The following is an 18,126-nucleotide window of genomic DNA, read 5'->3' as shown; positions in this document are numbered from 1 at the left end:
CAGGTTGCAAGGGCGGACATGGTATGGGCGGCCTGTGCCGCCCGATGGTTACTTGGCGTAACCAATTGTCTGCAATGCTTCCTTGATTTCATCGAGGATGGCCGGGTCGTCAATTGTTGCAGGCATTTTATAGTCCTGACCGTCTGCAATCGAGACCATCGTGCCGCGCAGGATTTTACCGGAACGGGTCTTGGGTAACCGGTCGACAACAACGGCCAGTTTGAAGGCGGCCACCGGCCCGATCTTTTCCCGAACCATTTTGACGACTTCCTGAACCACATCGCCATGTTCCCGTGTGGCACCAGCATTCAGGCACAGGAAGCCAACCGGCATCTGCCCCTTCAGCTGGTCCGAAACTCCGATCACCGCGCATTCAGCCACATCGGGGTGGGCGGCCAGCACTTCTTCCATCCCACCCGTCGACAAGCGATGGCCGGCAACGTTGATGACGTCATCGGTGCGCGCCATGATGTAGAGGTACCCGTCTTCGTCAATCATCCCGGCATCGCCGGTTTCGTAATATCCGGGGAAGTGTTCAAGATAAGACTTCTTGAACCGTGCCTCGGCATTCCACAGTGTTGGCAAGGTGCCTGGGGGCAGGGGCAATTTAACCGCGATGGCACCCAGTTCACCGGCCTTCATCGGGTGACCGCCTTCATCCAGAATTTGCACGTCATAACCCGGCATCGGTTTTGCGGGCGAGCCCAGCTTGACCGGAAGCTCTTCGATACCCAGCGGGTTTCCGGCTATGGCCCAGCCGGTTTCGGTTTGCCACCAATGGTCGATCACCGGAACCTTCAGCGCATTTTGTGCCCAGATAATTGTGTCAGGGTCGGCGCGTTCACCTGCCAGATAGAGGGCCCGTAGATGAGACAGTTCGTATTTGGCGATCAATTCACCTTTGGGGTCTTCTCGTTTGACGGCGCGGATGGCCGTAGGTGCGGTGAAGAAGCTCTTGACCTTATGTTCCGAGATCACGCGCCAGAAGGTGCCCGCGTCCGGGGTGCCGACTGGCTTGCCCTCGAACACAATTGTGGTGTTTCCGTGGATCAGGGGTGCGTAGCAGATATAGGAGTGCCCCACGACCCAGCCCACATCGGACGCTGCCCAGAACACGTCACCCGGATCGACGTTATAGATATTCTTCATCGTCCAGTTCAGTGCCACAAGGTGTCCGGCAGTGGGGCGCACGACCCCTTTGGGTGCACCCGTAGTGCCAGAGGTGTACAGGATATAAGCCGGGTCATTGCCGTCGACCGGTACGCATTCAGCCGGTTCGACACCGTATTGGAAGCCATGCCAGTTGAAGTCGCGCCCTTCGATCAACTGAGCAACTTCTTGTTCCCGCTGGAAGATCACACAAAAATCAGGCTTGTGGTTTGCCAGTTCGATCGCACCGTCAAGCAGGGGCTTATAGTGTACCACGCGGCCAGGTTCCATCCCGCAGGACGCGGCGATGATTGCTTTGGGTTTGGCATCGTCGATGCGCACAGCCAGCTCGTTGCTGGCAAACCCGCCGAACACGACCGAATGCACGGCGCCCAGGCGGGCACAGGCCAGCATCGCCTCAAGCGCTTCGGGGATCATCGGCATGTAGATGATGACACGGTCACCTTTCTCGACACCCTTTGCCCGCAGCGCGCCGGCCAGAGTGGCCACGCGGTTGCGAAGCTCGACATAGGATATCTCGCGCTTGGTGTGGGTGATGGGGCTGTCATAGATGATGGCGGTTTGTTCACCGCGCCCGTTTTCCACATGACGGTCTACGGCATTCCAACAGGTATTGACCCGCGCATCGCTGAACCATTCGTACAAGGGCGCATTGTCGTCGAACAGTGCCTTGCTGGGGGCCTTGACCCAATCGATCCCATTTGCAGCGTTCATCCAGAACGCTTCGGGGTCAGTCTTCCAGCTGTCATAAACGTCCTGATACGCCATCTCGTCCTCCTCACAACGGCTTGGACATTGTGTTAGGTCGCAGAAAACATCCGGGCAAGCGCGACGCATGACGACGCGTCAGTTTATCGCAAAAAATTTGCAGATCAGCGAAATATGTCTTGCAAATTTTTGCAAAATCACAGGCCTAGCAGAGTTTTCGTCGCCGCAGTGGGAAGTTTTGCAAAATTGCAAACTTTTGCATGCAAATCCTACGCCCCTTCGGGAATCATCTCAACCAGCCGTTTTGGCGTATCGTGGCAGCTTGTCCTCAAGGTTCAGCCAGGGCAGGTGGTCGGCGTGGAACACGTGAAACTGTGGCGGCAGGGTTCCCGGGTTGGCCAGCGTTGCAGTGTAAAGATGTATGTTCACCTTGTCGCGCGCTGTGCGATAGGCCATCTGGGTTCCGCAATTGCCACAAAACAGACGCTCGACCCCTTCGGATGAACGATAGATCTTTGGTGCCTGACCCAACCATCTGACTGCTTCATGCGGCAGCCCGAAAAAAGCCGTGACCGGCGCGGCGCAGTTTCGCCTGCAATCTGAACAGTGGCAATAACAGCTCCACGCTGCTTGGGCATCGCTTTCCCAATGCACGGCGTTGCAGTGGCAATGTCCTTTCATGCGCTCCCCCCTGTTGGCAGGGGCACCAGCAAGGCCGCCCCCGGTTAACCGTAATGCGCCACGGGTGTTCCTGCAATCGCCGCCATGTTAAGCAGACCGCGCGCGGTGATGGATGGAGTAACAATATGGGCCTTGTTGCCCATGCCCATCAGGATCGGGCCAACTTCAATTCCGTCCGCCTTCATCTTCAGAATATTGCGTACGCCACTGGCCGCATCTGCGTGGGCGAATATCAGAACGTTGGCCGCTCCTTCCAACCGCGACGCCGGGAAGATACGCGCCCGCAGTTCTGCATCCAACGCCGCATCCAGATTCATTTCGCCTTCGTAGACAAAATCGCGCGGCTGCCGATCAAGGATTTCCAGCGCCGCCCGTAGCCGTTTGCCTGATCCTTCAGCCTGATTGCCGAATTGCGACTGCGAACAAAAGGCGATCTTGGGCTCGATCCCGAACCGGCGAACATGTCGCGCAGCACCAATGGTGGTTTCTGCCAGTTCTTCCGGCGACGGCAATTGCCGGACATGCGTGTCGGCGATGAACAGGGGGCCGTCTTCCAAAATCATCAGCGACAACGCGCCGTGCGGGCGCAGGTTGCCCTCGTCAAGCACCTGCTCAACATAGTTCAGATGCCAGCGATATTCGCCGAACGTGCCGCAGATCATGCTGTCGGCCTCGCCCCGATACACCATGATCGCGCCGATGGCGGTTGTATTTGTGCGCATGATCGCCTTGGCCAGATCCGGTGTCACACCGCGGCGCTGCATGATCTGGTGGTAGGAAGTCCAGTAATCGTAATAGCGCGGGTCATTCTCCGGGTTAACGATTTGACAGTCCTTGCCCGGACGAATGGTCAGCCCCAGCTTTTCACATCGGGTTTCGATCACATCGGGTCGCCCAATCAGAATTGGCGTTTCCGTCGTCTCTTCAAGAATGGCCTGCGCGGCTCTCAAAACCCTTTCATCTTCACCCTCGGCAAAAACGATGCGACGGGACGCGACGGCCGCAGCCTCGAACACAGGACGCATCAGAAGGGCAGATTTGAAGACAGTCTGGTTGAGCTTTTCCTTATAGGATTCAAGGTCCTCAATAGGGCGTTTTGCAACACCGCTTTCCATGGCGGCCTTGGCGACCGCCGATGACACCACGCCCACAAGACGCGGGTCAAATGGTTTTGGAATCAGGTATTCTGGGCCAAAGGTCAGTTGCTCGCCCTTATAGGCAGCCGCGGCCTCGGCGCTTGTGGTCGCGCGCGCCATTTCAGCGATGCCATCCACGCAGGCAATCTGCATCGCGTCGTTGATCTCGGTCGCGCCGACGTCCAATGCACCCCTGAAGATAAACGGAAAGCACAATACGTTGTTGACCTGATTAGGAAAGTCGCTGCGACCCGTGGCGATGATTGCGTCTGGTGCAACTGCGCGCGCGTCCTCTGGCAGAATTTCCGGCGTCGGGTTGGCCAGGGCGAAGATGATCGGGCGGCTGGCCATTTTCCGGACCATATCAGGCTTCAGAACATTTGGGCCGCTGAGACCCAAAAACAGGTCGGCCCCACCGATCACATCGTCCAGCGTCCGCAAGTCCGACTTCTGCTCGAACTGTGACTTGTGCGGGTTCATGTCCTCGGCCCGCCCTTCGTAGACAAGCCCGTGAATGTCGCACAGCCATATGTTTTCACGCTTCACGCCCAGCTTGACCAGCATGGTCAGGCACGCAATCCCGGCAGCCCCGCCACCGGTCGACACGACCTTGATATCCGCAAAGGACTTACCCGCCACATGTAGCGCATTCTTGGCCGCAGCCCCGACCACAATGGCGGTTCCGTGCTGGTCATCATGGAAAACCGGAATGTTCATGCGTTCACGGCAGAGTTTCTCGACGATGAAGCAATCGGGGGCCTTGATGTCTTCCAGGTTAATGGCGCCAAATGTCGGTTCAAGGGCACAGACGATATCCGCCAGCTTTTCGGGATCGGGCTGATCGACCTCGATATCGAAACAGTCGATGCCCGCAAACTTCTTGAACAGAACGGCCTTGCCTTCCATAACCGGCTTCGACGCGAGTGCCCCGATATTCCCCAGGCCAAGCACGGCGGTGCCGTTTGACACCACAGCAACAAGGTTGCCGCGCGCTGTATACCGCTCGGCATTGGCTGCATCGGCCTTGATTTCAAGGCTGGCCTCGGCCACGCCGGGCGAATAGGCGCGGGCCAGATCGCGACCGTTGGCCATCGGCTTGGTGGCCTTGATCTCAAGCTTTCCGGGTTTGGGGAATTCATGATATTCGAGCGCAGCTTGTCGCAGGCTGGGGGTGTCAGACATCGGCGATTCAGCTCCCATTGAGAATTTGATTTAGCCTTAAACTATTTATTTGGACTTGGCTACGCTACGTAACTCTGCCGTGATGTCGCAACCGTGAAACCGGATTGATATTGTCTGAGTTCATTTTCACCTTTTCACATTGCGACGACCAAGATCACTCTGGCAAGGCCGTCGTGACATTCAGAACTGATGGCCCTACTGGTAACGAATGAGGGATCAGTAGGTTGGATGTTGGTTGCAGCGGTGCTGGATGGTTGTTGTCACCCAGGTATTGGTCGAATTCACCGCGCTGATCGGCGGAGTGTTACCCGTGATCATTGAACTGCGAATCTTTTCCGTTGAAGAAATGCCGGGGATGTTCTTTTCGGTTGGCCTTTGGCGTCTGTTCTGATCGGATGGCCAAAGTTGCAATTCGAAGAGAATAATGATGACCGAGACATCCGATCTGGCGCGAACGCACGCTGAGATTCGCCTGCCCACACGGGAAATTCGCGACGACATCCCTTTCTACACAAAAAAACTGGGGATGAAGATGGACATGATTTATCCCGCTGACGATCCGCGCGTCGCGGTGTTTTCGGGGCATGGTGTGCGGTTGCGCATTGAAAAAGACGCACCGGAAAGCCCAGGAACATTGCGTATCCTGACGGATAATCCGTCAGATTTCGCCGGTGGTGAACGCGTTCTGGTGGCCCCGAATGGCACCCGGATCGAAGTTGAAGAACGAAATCCGCCACTGGTGATGCCAGAGACCGTGCATTCCTTTGTCGTGCGCAGGCTCAAGGATCAGGCCCCCTGGATCATTGGTCGGGCCGGGATGCACTATCGCGATCTGGTGCCGGATCGGTTGGGTGGGTCGATTATCGCCAGCCATATCCGCATTCCCGATGGTGGGCCGGTTCCGGACATGGTGCATTTTCACAAGGTCGGGTTTCAGCTGATCTTTTGCATCCATGGATGGGTGGATGTGGTCTATGAGGATCAGGGCGAGAAAATGCGTCTGACAGCGGGGGACTGCTTTATTCAACCACCGGAGATCCGGCACCGTGTTCTCGAAGCTTCTGATAATGTTCAGGTCATCGAGATCGGAGTGCCGGCTGAGCATGTCACAGAGATCGACCATGACATGACACTTCCCACTCCGCACATCCGCCCGGACCGCGAATGGCAGGGTCAGCGTTTCGTCTACAATCAGGCCAAGAACGCCGAGTGGGTGCCCTTCCGTCTGCCGGGGTACATCTGCCGCGACACCACGATTGCCGAGAACACCAAGGGCGTTGCTGGGGTGCAGGTTGTGCGCAAAGGGTCGGGGGATCCGGAATGGGCCAGCCATGACACCGACATTCACTTTACCTTTGTGATGGGCGGCGAGGTCACCCTGGAAGGAGAGGGGCGTGAGCCCTACCGGCTGGAGCAAGGGGATGCTTTCGTCATCCCACCTGGGATGCGCACACGGCTGTCCGACCCAACAGACAATATCGAATTGTTGGAAGTCACCTTACCCGGTACCTTCAACACAACGCTGGGTTAAGCGAAAAACATGGGTCGGGGGCTTCAAATTCCCCGCCTTAATACGTTAGCGTGCAAATTTCTGACCAGATGATCAAAAATGAGGATTCGCCATGTCGCTGAAAGACGCTGCCTTGTCTGTCCGGGAAAACGCCTACGCGCCATATTCGAACTTCAAAGTTGGCGCAGCGCTTCGGTCTTCTTCGGGTCATGTCTTTTCCGGGTGCAACGTCGAGAATGTGGCCTATCCCGAGGGCACCTGCGCGGAAGCAGGTGCAATTGCCGCGATGGTGGCCGCGGGCGAGCAGGAACTGGCCGAAGTCTACGTGGTTGCCTCCAGCCCTCAGCCTGTGCCGCCTTGCGGTGGGTGCCGTCAGAAGCTGGCCGAGTTTGGCAAGCGCGATGTAAAGGTCACTCTGGCGACCGTCGATGGTGCGGAGTTTGAGACAACCATCGGAGATTTGCTGCCGGGTGCGTTTGACGCGTCGCACATGGAGGATGTCTGAACGCATGGACGCCCGTTCAATCATAGCCAAACTGCGCAGGCACGAAGTTCCAGGCAGCGACGAGCTGATCTGGTTCGCGCAAGGGTTGGCAGACGGCAGCGTCAGCGATGCGCAGGCCGGGGCGTTTGCCATGGCCGTCTGTATGGGCGGGCTGGGTCCTCAGGGGCGTGCGGACTTGACGCTTGCGATGCGCGATAGCGGCGATGTTCTCAGTTGGGATGTGGATGGGCCGGTGATCGACAAGCACTCGACCGGTGGGGTCGGGGACTGTGTCAGTCTTGTGCTGGCTCCGGCGCTGGCGGAATGCGGTGCGTATGTGCCGATGATCTCGGGTCGGGGTCTGGGTCACACGGGTGGAACATTGGACAAGCTCGAGGCGATTCCGGGGGTCAGCACTCAGATCAGTCAGGACCGACTTGCGCAGATATTGCGCGAAACGGGCGCGGCCATCGTTGGCGCGACCGGCCAGATTGCACCGGCGGACAAGCGGCTTTATGCAGTGCGGGATGTAACGGCAACAGTCGAAAGTCTGGATTTGATCACAGCGTCGATCCTGTCCAAAAAGCTGGCGGCCAGCCCGGATGCCTTGGTTCTTGACGTCAAGGTCGGCAGCGGTGCCTTTATGAAAACAATCGAGGATGCCCGTAAGCTGGCCACAGCATTGACCGAGACAGCGAACGCGGCCGGGTGCCGGACTTCGGCGGTGATCACGGACATGAACCAGCCTTTGGCCCCGGCGCTGGGCAATGCACTGGAGGTCGCGGAAGTGATGAAGGTTCTGACCGGTCCTGACGCTTCGCCACTGGTGGACATTTCTGCCGAGTTGGGCGGCGTCCTGCTGGCTGATGCTGGCATGTGCAATTCGGTCGACGAGGGGCGTGAGCAGATCGCCAGGATCATCCGTGACGGTCGCGCCGCCGAACGGTTTGGCCTTATGATGGCAGCGGTTGGTGGTCCTGTGAAATTCGTCGATACCTGGACCCGTTTCCTACCTGAGGCGAGCGTTATTCAGGAGGTTCCTGCCTCCGAAGACGGTTACATCTCTGCCATCGACGGGGAGGCGCTGGGCCTTGCCGTTGTCGCGCTGGGTGGCGGCCGTCAGGTCGAAAGCGATGAGATCGATCCGGCAGTAGGAATATCCAACATCCTCAGGCTGGGGGATCGTGTGTCCAAAGGTTCACCCATTGCCGTGGTCCACGCTGCGCGGGAAGACGCCGCACGGCGCGCAGCGGACACTGTGCTGAGCGCGATGACGATCAGCGATACAGTTCCAAAGCTGCCCGATCTGATCCACCAAAGGATCAGCGTATGAGCCGTGCATTCCTTGTGGTTATGGATTCCGTTGGAATAGGTGGGGCACCCGACGCAGATCAGTTTTTCAACGGTGATGTCCCGGATACCGGGGCAAACACGCTGGCCCATATCGCCCAAGCCTGTGCGGAGGGCCGTGCAGAAGAGGGGCGCACCGGCCCGTTGCACCTGCCCAACCTGGACGCGCTGGGTTTGGGTGCGGCTGTGCGGCTGGCGTCTGGAGAGACCACTCCGGGCCTCGATGCCGAACCTGCTGGACTATGGGGCTACGCGCGTGAGCATTCGCCGGGTAAGGACACGCCCTCGGGCCACTGGGAATTGGCGGGCCTGCCAGTGCCCTGGGATTGGCATTACTTTCCAAACACGGTTCCGGCTTTTCCAGCGGAATTGAGCCGCGCGGCAGCCGAAGCTGCCGGGACCGAAGGGATTCTTGGTGACTGCCACGCGTCGGGGACAGCGATCATTGCCGAGCTGGGCGCTGAGCATATGCGCACCGGCTGGCCGATCTGCTATACATCCGCTGACAGCGTGTTTCAGATCGCGGCGCATGAGGAAAGCTTTGGGCTGGAACGGATGCTGGATATGTGCCGCGCGCTTGCTCCGCGATTGCACAAGATGAAAGTGGGGCGTGTCATCGCGCGCCCCTTTGTCGGAACGCCTGAGACGGGGTTCGAACGGACGACCAATCGCAAGGATTTCGCCATTCTGCCCCCGGCACCGGTGCTGACCAATTGGGTGCAGGATGCAGGGCGACGGGTTCATGCAGTGGGCAAGATCGGCGACATCTTCTCGATGCAGGGGATCGACACGCTGCGCAAAGGGTCGGATGCCCAGCTGATGCAGCACCTGTCTGATCTTATGGACGAGGCGGAAGAGTGTAGTCTGACCTTCGCCAACTTTGTCGAATTCGACAGCCTTTATGGGCATCGCCGCGACATCAGCGGATATGCGCGCGCGTTGGAATGGTTCGACCGCGAGATCGGGGATATCCTGAAGAAGCTGCACCCAGGCGATCTGTTGCTGTTAACAGCTGATCATGGCAATGACCCAAGCTGGACTGGAACGGATCACACACGTGAACAGGTACCGGTTCTGATTGCGGGGCAGGGTGCGGGACAGATCGGGCAAGTGGATTTTGCCGATATTGCGGCCAGCATTGCCCATCATCTGAACATTCCGGCGCAAGGGCCGGGAAGGAATTTTTTGTGAGCGTCGCAGACCTGCCTAAAATCGAACTGCATCTTCACCACGAAGGCGCGGCACCTCCGGCCTTCATCCGTCAGCTTGCGCATGAAAAACGCGTTGACCTGAGCGGTATCTTCAAACCGGACGGATCTTATGATTTTCGTGATTTCGCGCATTTTCTGAGCGTGTACGAAGCCGCCTGCGAAGTTCTGAAAACGCCCGAAGACTTCCGGCGGTTGACATTGGCCATTCTTGAGGAAAGCGCTGAAAATGGCGTGGTTTATTCCGAGACCTTTCTCAGCCCTGATTTTTGCGGCGGTGGCGACCTGCATGCGTGGCGGGATTATCTGAATGCCATTCAGGATGCGGCAGACGAAGCCGAGCGTAAATTCGATATCACCTTGCGCGGTGTCGTTACCTGTGTCCGCCATTTTGGCCCCGAACAAGCCAGGCGGAGTGCCCATTGTGCGGCCGAGACCGCCGGAAACTGGATCACCGGTTTTGGCATGGGCGGCAACGAATCCATTGGCACGCAGGGTGACTTCAAATGGTCTTTCGATTGTGCTCGCGAAGCCGGGCTTCGCCTGACCACGCATGCGGGTGAGTTTGGCGGTCCCGACAGTGTGCGCGACGCTGTGCGCGATCTGGGGGTTGAGCGTATCGGGCACGGTGTCCGCGCCATCGAAGACCTTGATCTTGTTCGTGAACTGGTTGACCGGGATATCACGCTTGAAGTGTGTCCGGGTTCGAATGTGGTTCTGGGCCTTTTCCCGGATTTTGCTGCCCACCCCATCGCGAAACTGCGCGATGCGGGCGTAAAGGTTACGATTTCCACCGACGATCCTCCGTTTTTTCACACTACCATGCGGCGGGAATATGAGATGTTGAACGCGGCTTTCGGCTGGGAGGCCGGGGATTTTGCGGCATTGAATGAGACGGCCCTGAACGCGGCTTTCTGTGATGATGACACCCGCGCGCGGGTCAAGAAAAGATTGGAGAACACATGAGCGAACACCTGACCGTCGTCGATCACCCGCTGGTGCAACACAAGCTGACGCTCATGCGGGACAAGGGCACCTCGACCGCCGGGTTCCGGCAATTGCTGCGCGAGATCACATTGCTTCTGGCCTACGAGGTCACGCGCGACATTCCCCTGACCACGCGCAATATCGAAACGCCGATGGAAGAAATGGACGCCCCCATACTGGCAGGTAAAAAAATGGCGCTGGTGTCAATCCTGCGCGCCGGAAACGGGATGTTGGACGGGGTGCTGGAACTTGTGCCTTCAGCACGCGTCGGTTTTGTGGGCCTGTATCGCGACGAAGAAACGCTGAAACCTGTTCAGTATTATTTCAAGGCCCCCGAAAGCCTGAAGGACCGTTTGGTCATTGCGGTGGATCCGATGCTGGCGACTGGTAACAGCTCGGCCGCGGCCATTGACCTGTTGAAACAGGCCGGGGCGACGGATATTCGCTTTCTGTGCCTATTGGCGGCACCCGAAGGTGTGGCGCGGATGAAAGAAGCACACCCTGACGTGCGTATCGTCACGGCAGCGCTGGACCGCGAGTTGAACGCGAAAGGTTACATCATGCCCGGTCTGGGGGATGCCGGCGACCGGATGTTCGGAACCAAGTAACCCGGTTTATTCGCCGCAAATATTCTGTAGCCGGACCCAGTCGCGGTCCGGCAGCACCTGTTCCAGCGCCCTTCCCGCCATCGGATCCGCTTCGATCAGGCCAAGAACCGTTTCGCCGGTCACATCACGGGCATAGGCGTAGGGCGTTGAGGGAAGCGCGCTTTGCGAGAACATCGCCAGCACGTCGTCGTCAGAAATGGCCGGACGGGGCTGTGACAGGACCTGCTCGGTATATGTGTCGATAATCTCGGGCGTCAGTCCGCCGGTTGTCAGCAGCCTGAAGGCAGAGGTCGCGCCGGTTCTGTCCAGCAGGTCATCAAGCGGATCCTTATGCGCGGCCCGCGCCCGTTCTGCAATCACATAACCCGCTGCGACAGCAGGGTCTTCGTAATCCTCGACCAAAGCACGGCTGAGCAGGACAGTGCCGCCAGGCAAGCTGAGGCTGTCTTGAACGCCTGCTGGCAGAATGATGATCTGCCGTACGCCAGTGCGCCGGGCCAGCTGTTCCAATGAATCCCGTGCATCCCGCGACGTACAGGCCTGGCCCGAAACACGCTCGATCCGGTGCAGGATCATATCGCCGATCTCCTGCCGCTTGACCTGGGGCACGACCGAGACAACATGGTTTTGCAGCGCACCGGGCAGCCAGAACAGCAACAGGGCCAGCACAGCGGCCACGACGCCTCCGACACTCAGCCAGCGCAAACGCCCCGGGTGGGGGCGGGACCGATCTATAGCGCGCTGCAATCGATCGATCGCTTCAAGCATCGTGGTTTCGGATTCCGCCAGCTCAAGCGTTTCATCCGGGTCACCGTCCGGGTTGAATATGGCCGGAAAAGAACCGGGGTTCTGGCGTTCAAGTGCCGCCAGCGACCAATGTGTTAGCGCCCTGTCATTGAAATCAGAAATGGTTAGGGTGGCTTCGCCGATAGACACAACAACCTCGCGCCGCTGTTCATCGGGCGAGGGGCGCCACAGACCGGTGGCTTCGATCCGCTGGTACTGTTTCAGGGCCGTCATCTGGGTAGGTCTGCTCGAATTTGTTTTGTTGCAGCTTAGCATGGTGAAATCGCAGGGCGCAAACCTGTTGCGCAGTCGTTGTGAATTGTGCTGGATAGCCGAATGGATCGAAACAGTCGGCCCACCATCGCAATCAGGACACGACTTCATGCAGGCGCATTCCGCATCTTCTGCTGTTCTGGCTTCGGCCCTGATGGTAAGTGCCATGGCAATTATCGGCGTCATCGACAATGTTGTGATCCTTTTGGCCGAAACCGTCGGGCTGTGGCAGTTTCATCTGACCCGTGCATTGTTGATGCTGCCGCTGATTGTTGGCCTGTCGTTTCTGGGGCTTGGCGGGTTGAGGCCCGTGCGGCTGGGGCCTGTCATCTTGCGCAGCGTGCTGATTACCATGGCGATGCTTTTCTATTTTGCATCTCTTGCCATGATGCCAATTGCACAGGCGCTGGCAGGGTTGTTCACCTCACCGATTTTTGTGCTGTTGATCTCCGCTCTGGTGCTCAGGCAACCAATAGGGCCGTGGCGCATACTGGCCGTACTGATTGGATTTACTGGCATCCTTTTGGTACTTCAGCCAAACCCCAGCGATTTTGACCTGCGCACGCTGGTGCCTGTGGCGGCAGGGTTTTTCTATGCCCTCAGTTCGATCCTCACGCGTACGCATTGTTCTCAGGAAAGCACTGTGGCCATGCTGGCCGTTATGGTCATTACTCTGGGTGTGGCAGGTGCGATGGGGGTTGCGTTTCTGACAATCTCACCGCTCGTCACGGCAGAGGGTGCTGATGGCTTTGTCTCGCGTGGATGGGTTTGGAACATGGGGCCTGCCATACCGTGGCTGGTTACTCAGGCTATCGGTTCAACAATCGCGGTTTTCATGCTGATCAAGGCGTATCAGGTAGGCGAGCCATCTTATGTGGCGGTGTTCGAGTATTCTGTCATGATCTTCGGCCCGCTCTTCGCATTTGTGGCCTTTGGGCAAACCATTGGCGTCTTTCAGATTTCGGGCATCCTTATGATTGCGGCAGCGGGTCTGTTGCTGGGGTGGCGTGCCAGCCGATCATCTGAACAGCAAAAAGTAGCCTGACGCGATTGGGTCGTATGCACGTCTAAGCCAGATCGTCTTGATGCTTCTGAACCTCTGTGAAACGCGAGGATTCGGAGGATCGACAAAATCGCCTTCGTTTCAGAAATGGAAAAAATGCCCAGTGAGGCTTATAGAGTGTTCATGAAAACTCGCGGTAACTACGCGGAATTGGTCAAAATTGGGCGCAAATATGTCTGAAATGTGACGGGCCGAATTTTTGGTGTTAGCTCATTGGCATAACCGTTTTGTGCCAAAAGGGGGTAGGGCACGTGTCCGAAGTAACAAGTATTTCTGTTTATCTGGATCAGCTGCCAGAAGTTGATCGAACCAACAATAAACAGGCGGTAAATGCGCGCCGTGGCGGGTTTTTGCACGGCACCAAGATCGCCACGACTGCCGGGTGGAAGCCGGTCGAACGGATCACGGTGGGTGATCTGGTTAGAACCCTCGATCACGGGTTCAAAGAAGTACGGCGCATCTCGATAAGCGTTGTGGTCATTCCAGCCGATGAACGCCGGGTCGAGTTCCTGCCGGTCCTCGTGCCTGCCCGCGCCGCGTATAACGGGCGACCTGTCTGGTTGATGCCCGAACAGGGCATGGCGCTAAACCTGTCCCGGATCAACGCCAAGGCCGATGGACCTTCGGTGGTGCCAGCGCGTTTGCTGAACGGCGCCGGTCACCTGACGTCACAGGCACCGGGGTCGTCTTTTGAAGTGTTTTCTTTGTTCTTTGATGATGATCAGGTGATTTTTGTCGAGGGCGGATTGCAGGCCTATTGCCCGTCCGGTCGCTTCAACATGCGCGGTGCAACCACCGGAACACGGTACGATGTCGCGGCCGAAGAGGTGGCCTCAGACCTGATCCACTCACTTATGAGCAAGGGCGATATGTCGGCTCTTGCCAACCCATTGGGTGCGCTGCCTGCACCCATTCCCCAGGAACCGAAATTTCCGATCCGCCCGCCGTTTGGGGTCAGGCGACCGGGTCGACCGGGACGCCCAAGCGCGCCGGTTCTGTTCCTGCGGCCCGAATGGCAGATCTAACCAAACACTGACAAGAACGATGCGGGCGCATGGTGACATGCGCCCGCGTCATTGGATTAAGCGGCTTTTGCTTCAGGGTTGAAGCGACCGTAGAAGTTCTGACCTTTTTCTGCCATCTCGCGCAGCAGCGTCGGGCAGGCAAAGCGTTCACCGTAATTCTCGGCCAATTGATCGCAACGTTCGGCCGCGTAGGGCGTGCCGATGATGTCCAGCCAGCTGAACGGACCACCCGACCACGGGGCAAAGCCCCAGCCCAGAATTGCGCCGACATCGCCCTCGCGGATGTCCTCCAGAACACCCTCTTCCAGCGCGCGGACGGCCTCCAGAACCTGAGCAAACATCAGACGTTCCTGCACTTCGATCAGGTCAGGCTGGTCATCGGCAAGCGGATACTTGTCTTGCAGGCCCTTCCAGTATTCGACGCGCTTGCCCTTCTCGTCATAGTCGAAGAAACCGGCATTCGCCTTACGGCCCAGACGGCCCTGTTCCTCCATCCAGAAGATCAGATCGTCCGAGGGGCTTTCCGGATAGGCATCGCCCATCGCCGCCTTTGTCGCGCGGGCGATCTTTGCACCCAGATCAATCGAGGTTTCGTCGGTCAGCTGGATCGGACCGACCGGGAAGCCCAACTGCCGCGCGGCGTTGTCGATCAAAACGGGGCTGACGCCCTCAGTGACCATGCGCGCGCCTTCGTTGATATATGGAATGATGCAGCGGTTTGCGTAGAAGAAACGCGCATCGTTGACCACGATCGGTGTCTTGCGGATCTGACGCACATAGTCCAGCGCCTTGGCCACTGCACGATCCCCGGTTTCCTTGCCCTTGATAATCTCGACCAGGAACATCTTTTCGACCGGTGAGAAGAAGTGGATGCCGATGAACTGGTCAGCCCGGACCGAAGCTTTGGCCAGATCGCTGATCGGCAGGGTCGATGTGTTCGATGCAAAGATGCAATCTTCGGGGATAATCGCCTCGACCTTCTTGGTCATCTCAGCCTTGACGCCCATGTCTTCAAAGACCGCTTCGATGATCAGGTCGCACCCTTTCAGGTTGTCCAGATCCGGCGTCGCGGTGATGCGACCCAGCATGGCCTCTTTTTTCTCAGCCGTGACCTTGCCGCGCTTCATGCCTTTGTCCAGATAGGTCTCGGTATAGGCTTTGCCTTTGTCCGCAGCCTCCTGGTCGCGGTCGATCAGAACAACTTCCATACCGGCCTGCGCCGATACCAGAGCGATACCAGCCCCCATCATGCCCGCGCCCAGAACGCCGATCTTCTTGACTGACTGGTCCGGGACACCGGTTGGGCGCACGGCTCCTTTTTCCAGTGCTTCCTTGTTCAGGAACAGCGACCGGATCATCGCACCTGACGACGGGTTCATCAGCACGGACGTGAACCAGCGCGCTTCGATTTTCAGCGCGGTGTCGAAATCGACCAAAGCGCCTTCGTAAACCGCGCTCAGCAGAGCCTTGGCGGCCGGGAAGGCCCCTTGGGTCTTGCCATTCACCATCGCCGACGCGCCAACGAAGTTCATGAAGCCCGCAGGATGATAGGGGGCGCCACCGGGCATCTTATAACCCTTTGCGTCCCATGGTTTGACCAGATCGGCGTCCTTGGCGTTCAGCACCCATTCCTTGGCTGCCGCCATTGGATCGGCTGCGATCTCGTCAACATAGCCTGCGCCTTTGGCTTTCTTGACGTCCAGCATCTTACCTTCCAGCAGCAGCGGAGCCGCCGCAATGGCGCCGACTTTGCGGACCATCCGCGTGGTGCCGCCCGCGCCGGGGAAGATGCCGACCATGATCTCGGGCAGGCCGTACTTCGCCTTTGGGTTCTCGGCCGCAAAGATACGATGGGTGGACAGGGGCAGTTCCATACCGATGCCCGCAGCGGTCCCGGGCAGAACGGTAGCAATCGGCTTGCCGCCTTTCTTGGTCTTGGGGTCCATACCCGCCAGTTCGATCTTGCGCAGCAGGGCGTGCATTTTCATCGTACCCTCGAACAGACCCTTGGCCGGATTGTCGCCCGCCTGTTCTTTCATCACCGCCAGCAGGTTCAGGTCCATGCCGCCTGCAAATGACCCTTCTTTGCCCGAAGTAACAATGATGCCTTTCACCTCATCGTCGGCCAACGCCTGATCGATGCAATCGCTCAATTCTGCCAGCCCGTCAAAGGACATCACGTTCATGGTCTTCCCGGCCACGTCCCAGGTGATTGTGGCGACGCCATCGGCGTCTTTGCTCAGAGTGAAATCAGTCATTGTCATCTCCAATCTGGTCAGCCGTCAGCGGGCTGCCATCCTTGCGGGTGAAGGAGAATCCGTTCTCATCAACCTTCACCATCATGTCCACGTCGCTGTAATAGCCGGTCTCGGTCGGGGTCCGTGTGCCCACCACCAGAAAGGTCATGGGCGCATCGGTCTTGTTCACAAGGTGATGGCCGTTGGCCTCACCTGCGGGCCAGGCGGCGCAATCGCCGGGCTGCATCTCGTGCTCGCCATCATCATCGACCAGCGTGCACGAGCCGCTGAGGATGATGGCAAACTCGTCCTGTTTCATATGGTAATGCCGCAGCGAGGACAGGCCCTGCGGTTCCAGCCGCACGATGTTGACGCCGTATTGGGTCAGCCCGCCCGCATCGCCCACGCGCTGCGCGAAGCGACCTGCGGTCGCTTCGGCCAGCTTGCCGGGATAGGCCGAGCCGCCCTGAAACGGAATCTGAGAAAGATCCAGCTTTGGCATCAGACGCGCTCGATAATGGTTGCCGCACCCATGCCGGATGCAATGCAAAGCGTGGCCAGACCGGTTTCCTTGTCCTGACGCTCAAGCTCATCCAGCAGCGTACCAATGATCATCGCACCCGTGGCACCCAGCGGGTGACCCATCGCGATCGAGCCGCCGTTGACGTTGACCAGTGCAGGATCGACATCAAATGCCTGCTGGAAACGCAGCACGACCGAGGCGAAGGCTTCGTTCACTTCAAACAGGTCCAGATCGCTGATCTTCATGCCATTGTCGGCCAAAATTTTCTCGGTCACCGGTACCGGGCCGGTCAGCATGATGGTCGGATCAGTGCCAATCTTGGCGGTTGCTTTGATGCGGGCACGCGGCTTGAGGCCGTATTTCTCGCCAAATTCCTTGTTGCCGATCAGAACAGCAGCGGCTCCGTCCACGATGCCCGAGCTGTTGCCTGCATGGTGGATGTGGTTTACGCGCTCAAGATGGGGGTATTTCAGCATTGCAACCTTGTCGAAGCCAGGCATCTGTTCGCCCATCATTGCGAATGACGGGTTCAAAGCGCCGAGGCTTTGCATATCGGTGCCTGGACGCATGTATTCATCGCGGTCCAGAATGGTCAGACCGTTTTGATCCTTGACGGTGATCACGGATTTTTCAAACCGGTTGTCGGCCCATGCTTCCGCAGCACGTCTTTGCGATTCAACCGCCAGCGCATCCGCGTCATCACGGGTAAAGCCATACTCGGTCGCGATGATGTCGGCCGAGATGCCCTGAGGCACGAAATAGGTCTCCATCGCCAGCGAGGGGTCAACGGCGATTGCTGCACCGTCGCTGCCCATGGCCACGCGACCCATCATCTCGACACCGCCTGCAATATAGGCATCGCCCGCGCCGCCTTTCACTTGGTTTGCGGCCAGGTTCACGGCTTCCATGCCCGAGGCGCAGAAACGGTTGATCGCCAAACCCGGGATCGACTGGTCGAGGTCGGATGCCAGAACGGCCGAGCGCGCCAGACAGCCGCCTTGCTCCATCACTTGCGTGACGTTTCCCCAGATCACGTCTTCGACGGCGTGACCTTCCAGGTTGTTGCGCTCTTTCACCGCGTTCAGGGTCAGGGCGGACAGGCGCACCGAGGTTACCTCGTGCAGGCTGCCATCCTTGCGGCCCTTGCCGCGCGGCGTGCGCAGGGCGTCATAGATATAGGCTTCGGTCATGGGTC

Annotated in this window: 16 protein-coding genes; 9 read left to right on the top strand and 7 right to left on the bottom strand. The window is 58.3% G+C overall.

Features of this window, described 5'->3' with window-relative positions; all coding sequences use genetic code 11:
* Positions 1-48: 48 nt before the first annotated feature.
* The 3 genes from prpE to I9182_RS05530 form a co-directional block, all read right to left on the bottom strand.
* Positions 49-1,938: a propionate-CoA ligase PrpE gene (gene prpE / locus I9182_RS05540; RefSeq protein ID WP_209597085.1), complete on the bottom strand. Its 1,890-nt coding sequence runs from the start codon at positions 1,936-1,938 to the stop codon at positions 49-51.
* Between the two features lie 231 nt (positions 1,939-2,169).
* A complete protein-coding gene (locus I9182_RS05535) occupies positions 2,170-2,559 on the bottom strand; it encodes a GFA family protein (protein ID WP_209503223.1) in 390 nt (129 codons plus the stop codon).
* A gap of 44 nt (positions 2,560-2,603) precedes the next feature.
* On the bottom strand, positions 2,604-4,877 hold the full coding sequence (locus I9182_RS05530) for an NADP-dependent malic enzyme (RefSeq protein ID WP_209597083.1): 2,274 nt from the start codon (positions 4,875-4,877) through the stop codon (positions 2,604-2,606).
* Between the two features lie 250 nt (positions 4,878-5,127).
* On the opposite strand from I9182_RS05530, the gene I9182_RS05525 reads away from it, so the two are divergent.
* The 7 genes from I9182_RS05525 (at position 5,128) to upp (ending at position 11,024) form a co-directional block, all read left to right on the top strand.
* Positions 5,128-5,268 carry a hypothetical protein gene (locus tag I9182_RS05525; RefSeq protein WP_209597079.1) on the top strand — a complete coding sequence of 47 codons (141 nt, stop codon included), beginning with the start codon at positions 5,128-5,130 and terminating at the stop codon, positions 5,266-5,268.
* Positions 5,269-5,304: 36 nt separating this feature from the next.
* Complete coding sequence (locus I9182_RS05520) at positions 5,305-6,408, top strand: cupin domain-containing protein (RefSeq protein WP_245222504.1); 1,104 nt, start codon at positions 5,305-5,307, stop codon at positions 6,406-6,408.
* Positions 6,409-6,499: 91 nt separating this feature from the next.
* Positions 6,500-6,892, top strand: coding sequence for a cytidine deaminase (locus tag I9182_RS05515; protein ID WP_209597078.1), 393 nt, complete (start codon positions 6,500-6,502; stop codon positions 6,890-6,892).
* A 4-nt stretch (positions 6,893-6,896) separates the two neighbouring features.
* Entirely contained in the window at positions 6,897-8,204 is a 1,308-nt protein-coding gene (locus I9182_RS05510; protein ID WP_209597076.1) for a thymidine phosphorylase, read from the top strand.
* The gene (locus I9182_RS05505) at positions 8,201-9,412 is read left to right on the top strand and encodes a phosphopentomutase (protein WP_209597074.1); all 1,212 of its coding nucleotides are present in this window, start codon (positions 8,201-8,203) and stop codon (positions 9,410-9,412) included. Before I9182_RS05510 ends, I9182_RS05505 begins: the two co-directional genes overlap by 4 nt.
* Complete coding sequence (locus tag I9182_RS05500) at positions 9,409-10,395, top strand: adenosine deaminase (RefSeq protein WP_209503236.1); 987 nt, start codon at positions 9,409-9,411, stop codon at positions 10,393-10,395. The genes I9182_RS05505 and I9182_RS05500 overlap by 4 nt, the downstream gene beginning before the upstream one ends.
* Entirely contained in the window at positions 10,392-11,024 is a 633-nt protein-coding gene (gene upp, locus I9182_RS05495) for a uracil phosphoribosyltransferase (RefSeq protein WP_209503238.1), read from the top strand. The genes I9182_RS05500 and upp overlap by 4 nt, the downstream gene beginning before the upstream one ends.
* Positions 11,025-11,030: 6 nt before the next feature.
* On the opposite strand, the gene I9182_RS05490 is transcribed toward upp, so the two are convergent.
* Complete coding sequence (locus tag I9182_RS05490) at positions 11,031-12,044, bottom strand: hypothetical protein (RefSeq protein WP_209503240.1); 1,014 nt, start codon at positions 12,042-12,044, stop codon at positions 11,031-11,033.
* Between the two features lie 148 nt (positions 12,045-12,192).
* Here I9182_RS05490 and I9182_RS05485 point away from each other — a divergent pair, with 148 nt between their 5' ends.
* Positions 12,193-13,128: a DMT family transporter gene (locus I9182_RS05485; protein WP_209597071.1), complete on the top strand. Its 936-nt coding sequence runs from the start codon at positions 12,193-12,195 to the stop codon at positions 13,126-13,128.
* Positions 13,129-13,397: 269 nt separating this feature from the next.
* A complete protein-coding gene (locus I9182_RS05480) occupies positions 13,398-14,171 on the top strand; it encodes a Hint domain-containing protein (RefSeq protein ID WP_348540381.1) in 774 nt (257 codons plus the stop codon).
* Between the two features lie 56 nt (positions 14,172-14,227).
* On the opposite strand, the gene I9182_RS05475 is transcribed toward I9182_RS05480, so the two are convergent.
* From I9182_RS05475 to I9182_RS05465, 3 genes are read right to left on the bottom strand one after another with little or no spacing between them, the layout of a single operon-like run.
* Entirely contained in the window at positions 14,228-16,429 is a 2,202-nt protein-coding gene (locus I9182_RS05475; RefSeq protein ID WP_209597070.1) for a 3-hydroxyacyl-CoA dehydrogenase NAD-binding domain-containing protein, read from the bottom strand.
* Positions 16,422-16,910 carry a cupin domain-containing protein gene (locus I9182_RS05470; RefSeq protein WP_209597068.1) on the bottom strand — a complete coding sequence of 163 codons (489 nt, stop codon included), beginning with the start codon at positions 16,908-16,910 and terminating at the stop codon, positions 16,422-16,424. Before I9182_RS05470 ends, I9182_RS05475 begins: the two co-directional genes overlap by 8 nt.
* A complete protein-coding gene (locus I9182_RS05465; protein ID WP_209503248.1) occupies positions 16,910-18,121 on the bottom strand; it encodes an acetyl-CoA C-acetyltransferase in 1,212 nt (403 codons plus the stop codon). The genes I9182_RS05470 and I9182_RS05465 overlap by 1 nt, the downstream gene beginning before the upstream one ends.
* Positions 18,122-18,126: the final 5 nt, after the last annotated feature.

Origin of the sequence: Ruegeria sp. HKCCSP351 (assembly GCF_017872535.1) — a bacterium.
Taxonomy (GTDB): domain Bacteria; phylum Pseudomonadota; class Alphaproteobacteria; order Rhodobacterales; family Rhodobacteraceae; genus Ruegeria.
The sequence above is the reverse complement of the archived record's forward strand: the minus strand, read 5'-3'. Positions and strand labels throughout refer to the sequence as shown.

What these genes read in the sequence shown, in the direction of transcription:
- I9182_RS05485 (WP_209597071.1), top strand. Translation starts at nt 12,193, where the DNA reads ATGCAGGCGCATTCCGCATCTTCTGCTGTTCTGGCTTCGGCCCTGATG.
- upp (WP_209503238.1), top strand. Translation starts at nt 10,392, where the DNA reads ATGAGCGAACACCTGACCGTCGTCGATCACCCGCTGGTGCAACACAAG.
- I9182_RS05475 (WP_209597070.1), bottom strand. Translation starts at nt 16,429, where the DNA reads ATGACTGATTTCACTCTGAGCAAAGACGCCGATGGCGTCGCCACAATC.
- I9182_RS05530 (WP_209597083.1), bottom strand. Translation starts at nt 4,877, where the DNA reads ATGTCTGACACCCCCAGCCTGCGACAAGCTGCGCTCGAATATCATGAA.
- I9182_RS05470 (WP_209597068.1), bottom strand. Translation starts at nt 16,910, where the DNA reads ATGCCAAAGCTGGATCTTTCTCAGATTCCGTTTCAGGGCGGCTCGGCC.
- I9182_RS05490 (WP_209503240.1), bottom strand. Translation starts at nt 12,044, where the DNA reads ATGACGGCCCTGAAACAGTACCAGCGGATCGAAGCCACCGGTCTGTGG.
- I9182_RS05505 (WP_209597074.1), top strand. Translation starts at nt 8,201, where the DNA reads ATGAGCCGTGCATTCCTTGTGGTTATGGATTCCGTTGGAATAGGTGGG.
- I9182_RS05465 (WP_209503248.1), bottom strand. Translation starts at nt 18,121, where the DNA reads ATGACCGAAGCCTATATCTATGACGCCCTGCGCACGCCGCGCGGCAAG.
- I9182_RS05525 (WP_209597079.1), top strand. Translation starts at nt 5,128, where the DNA reads ATGGTTGTTGTCACCCAGGTATTGGTCGAATTCACCGCGCTGATCGGC.
- I9182_RS05520 (WP_245222504.1), top strand. Translation starts at nt 5,305, where the DNA reads ATGACCGAGACATCCGATCTGGCGCGAACGCACGCTGAGATTCGCCTG.
- prpE (WP_209597085.1), bottom strand. Translation starts at nt 1,938, where the DNA reads ATGGCGTATCAGGACGTTTATGACAGCTGGAAGACTGACCCCGAAGCG.
- I9182_RS05510 (WP_209597076.1), top strand. Translation starts at nt 6,897, where the DNA reads ATGGACGCCCGTTCAATCATAGCCAAACTGCGCAGGCACGAAGTTCCA.
- I9182_RS05515 (WP_209597078.1), top strand. Translation starts at nt 6,500, where the DNA reads ATGTCGCTGAAAGACGCTGCCTTGTCTGTCCGGGAAAACGCCTACGCG.
- I9182_RS05535 (WP_209503223.1), bottom strand. Translation starts at nt 2,559, where the DNA reads ATGAAAGGACATTGCCACTGCAACGCCGTGCATTGGGAAAGCGATGCC.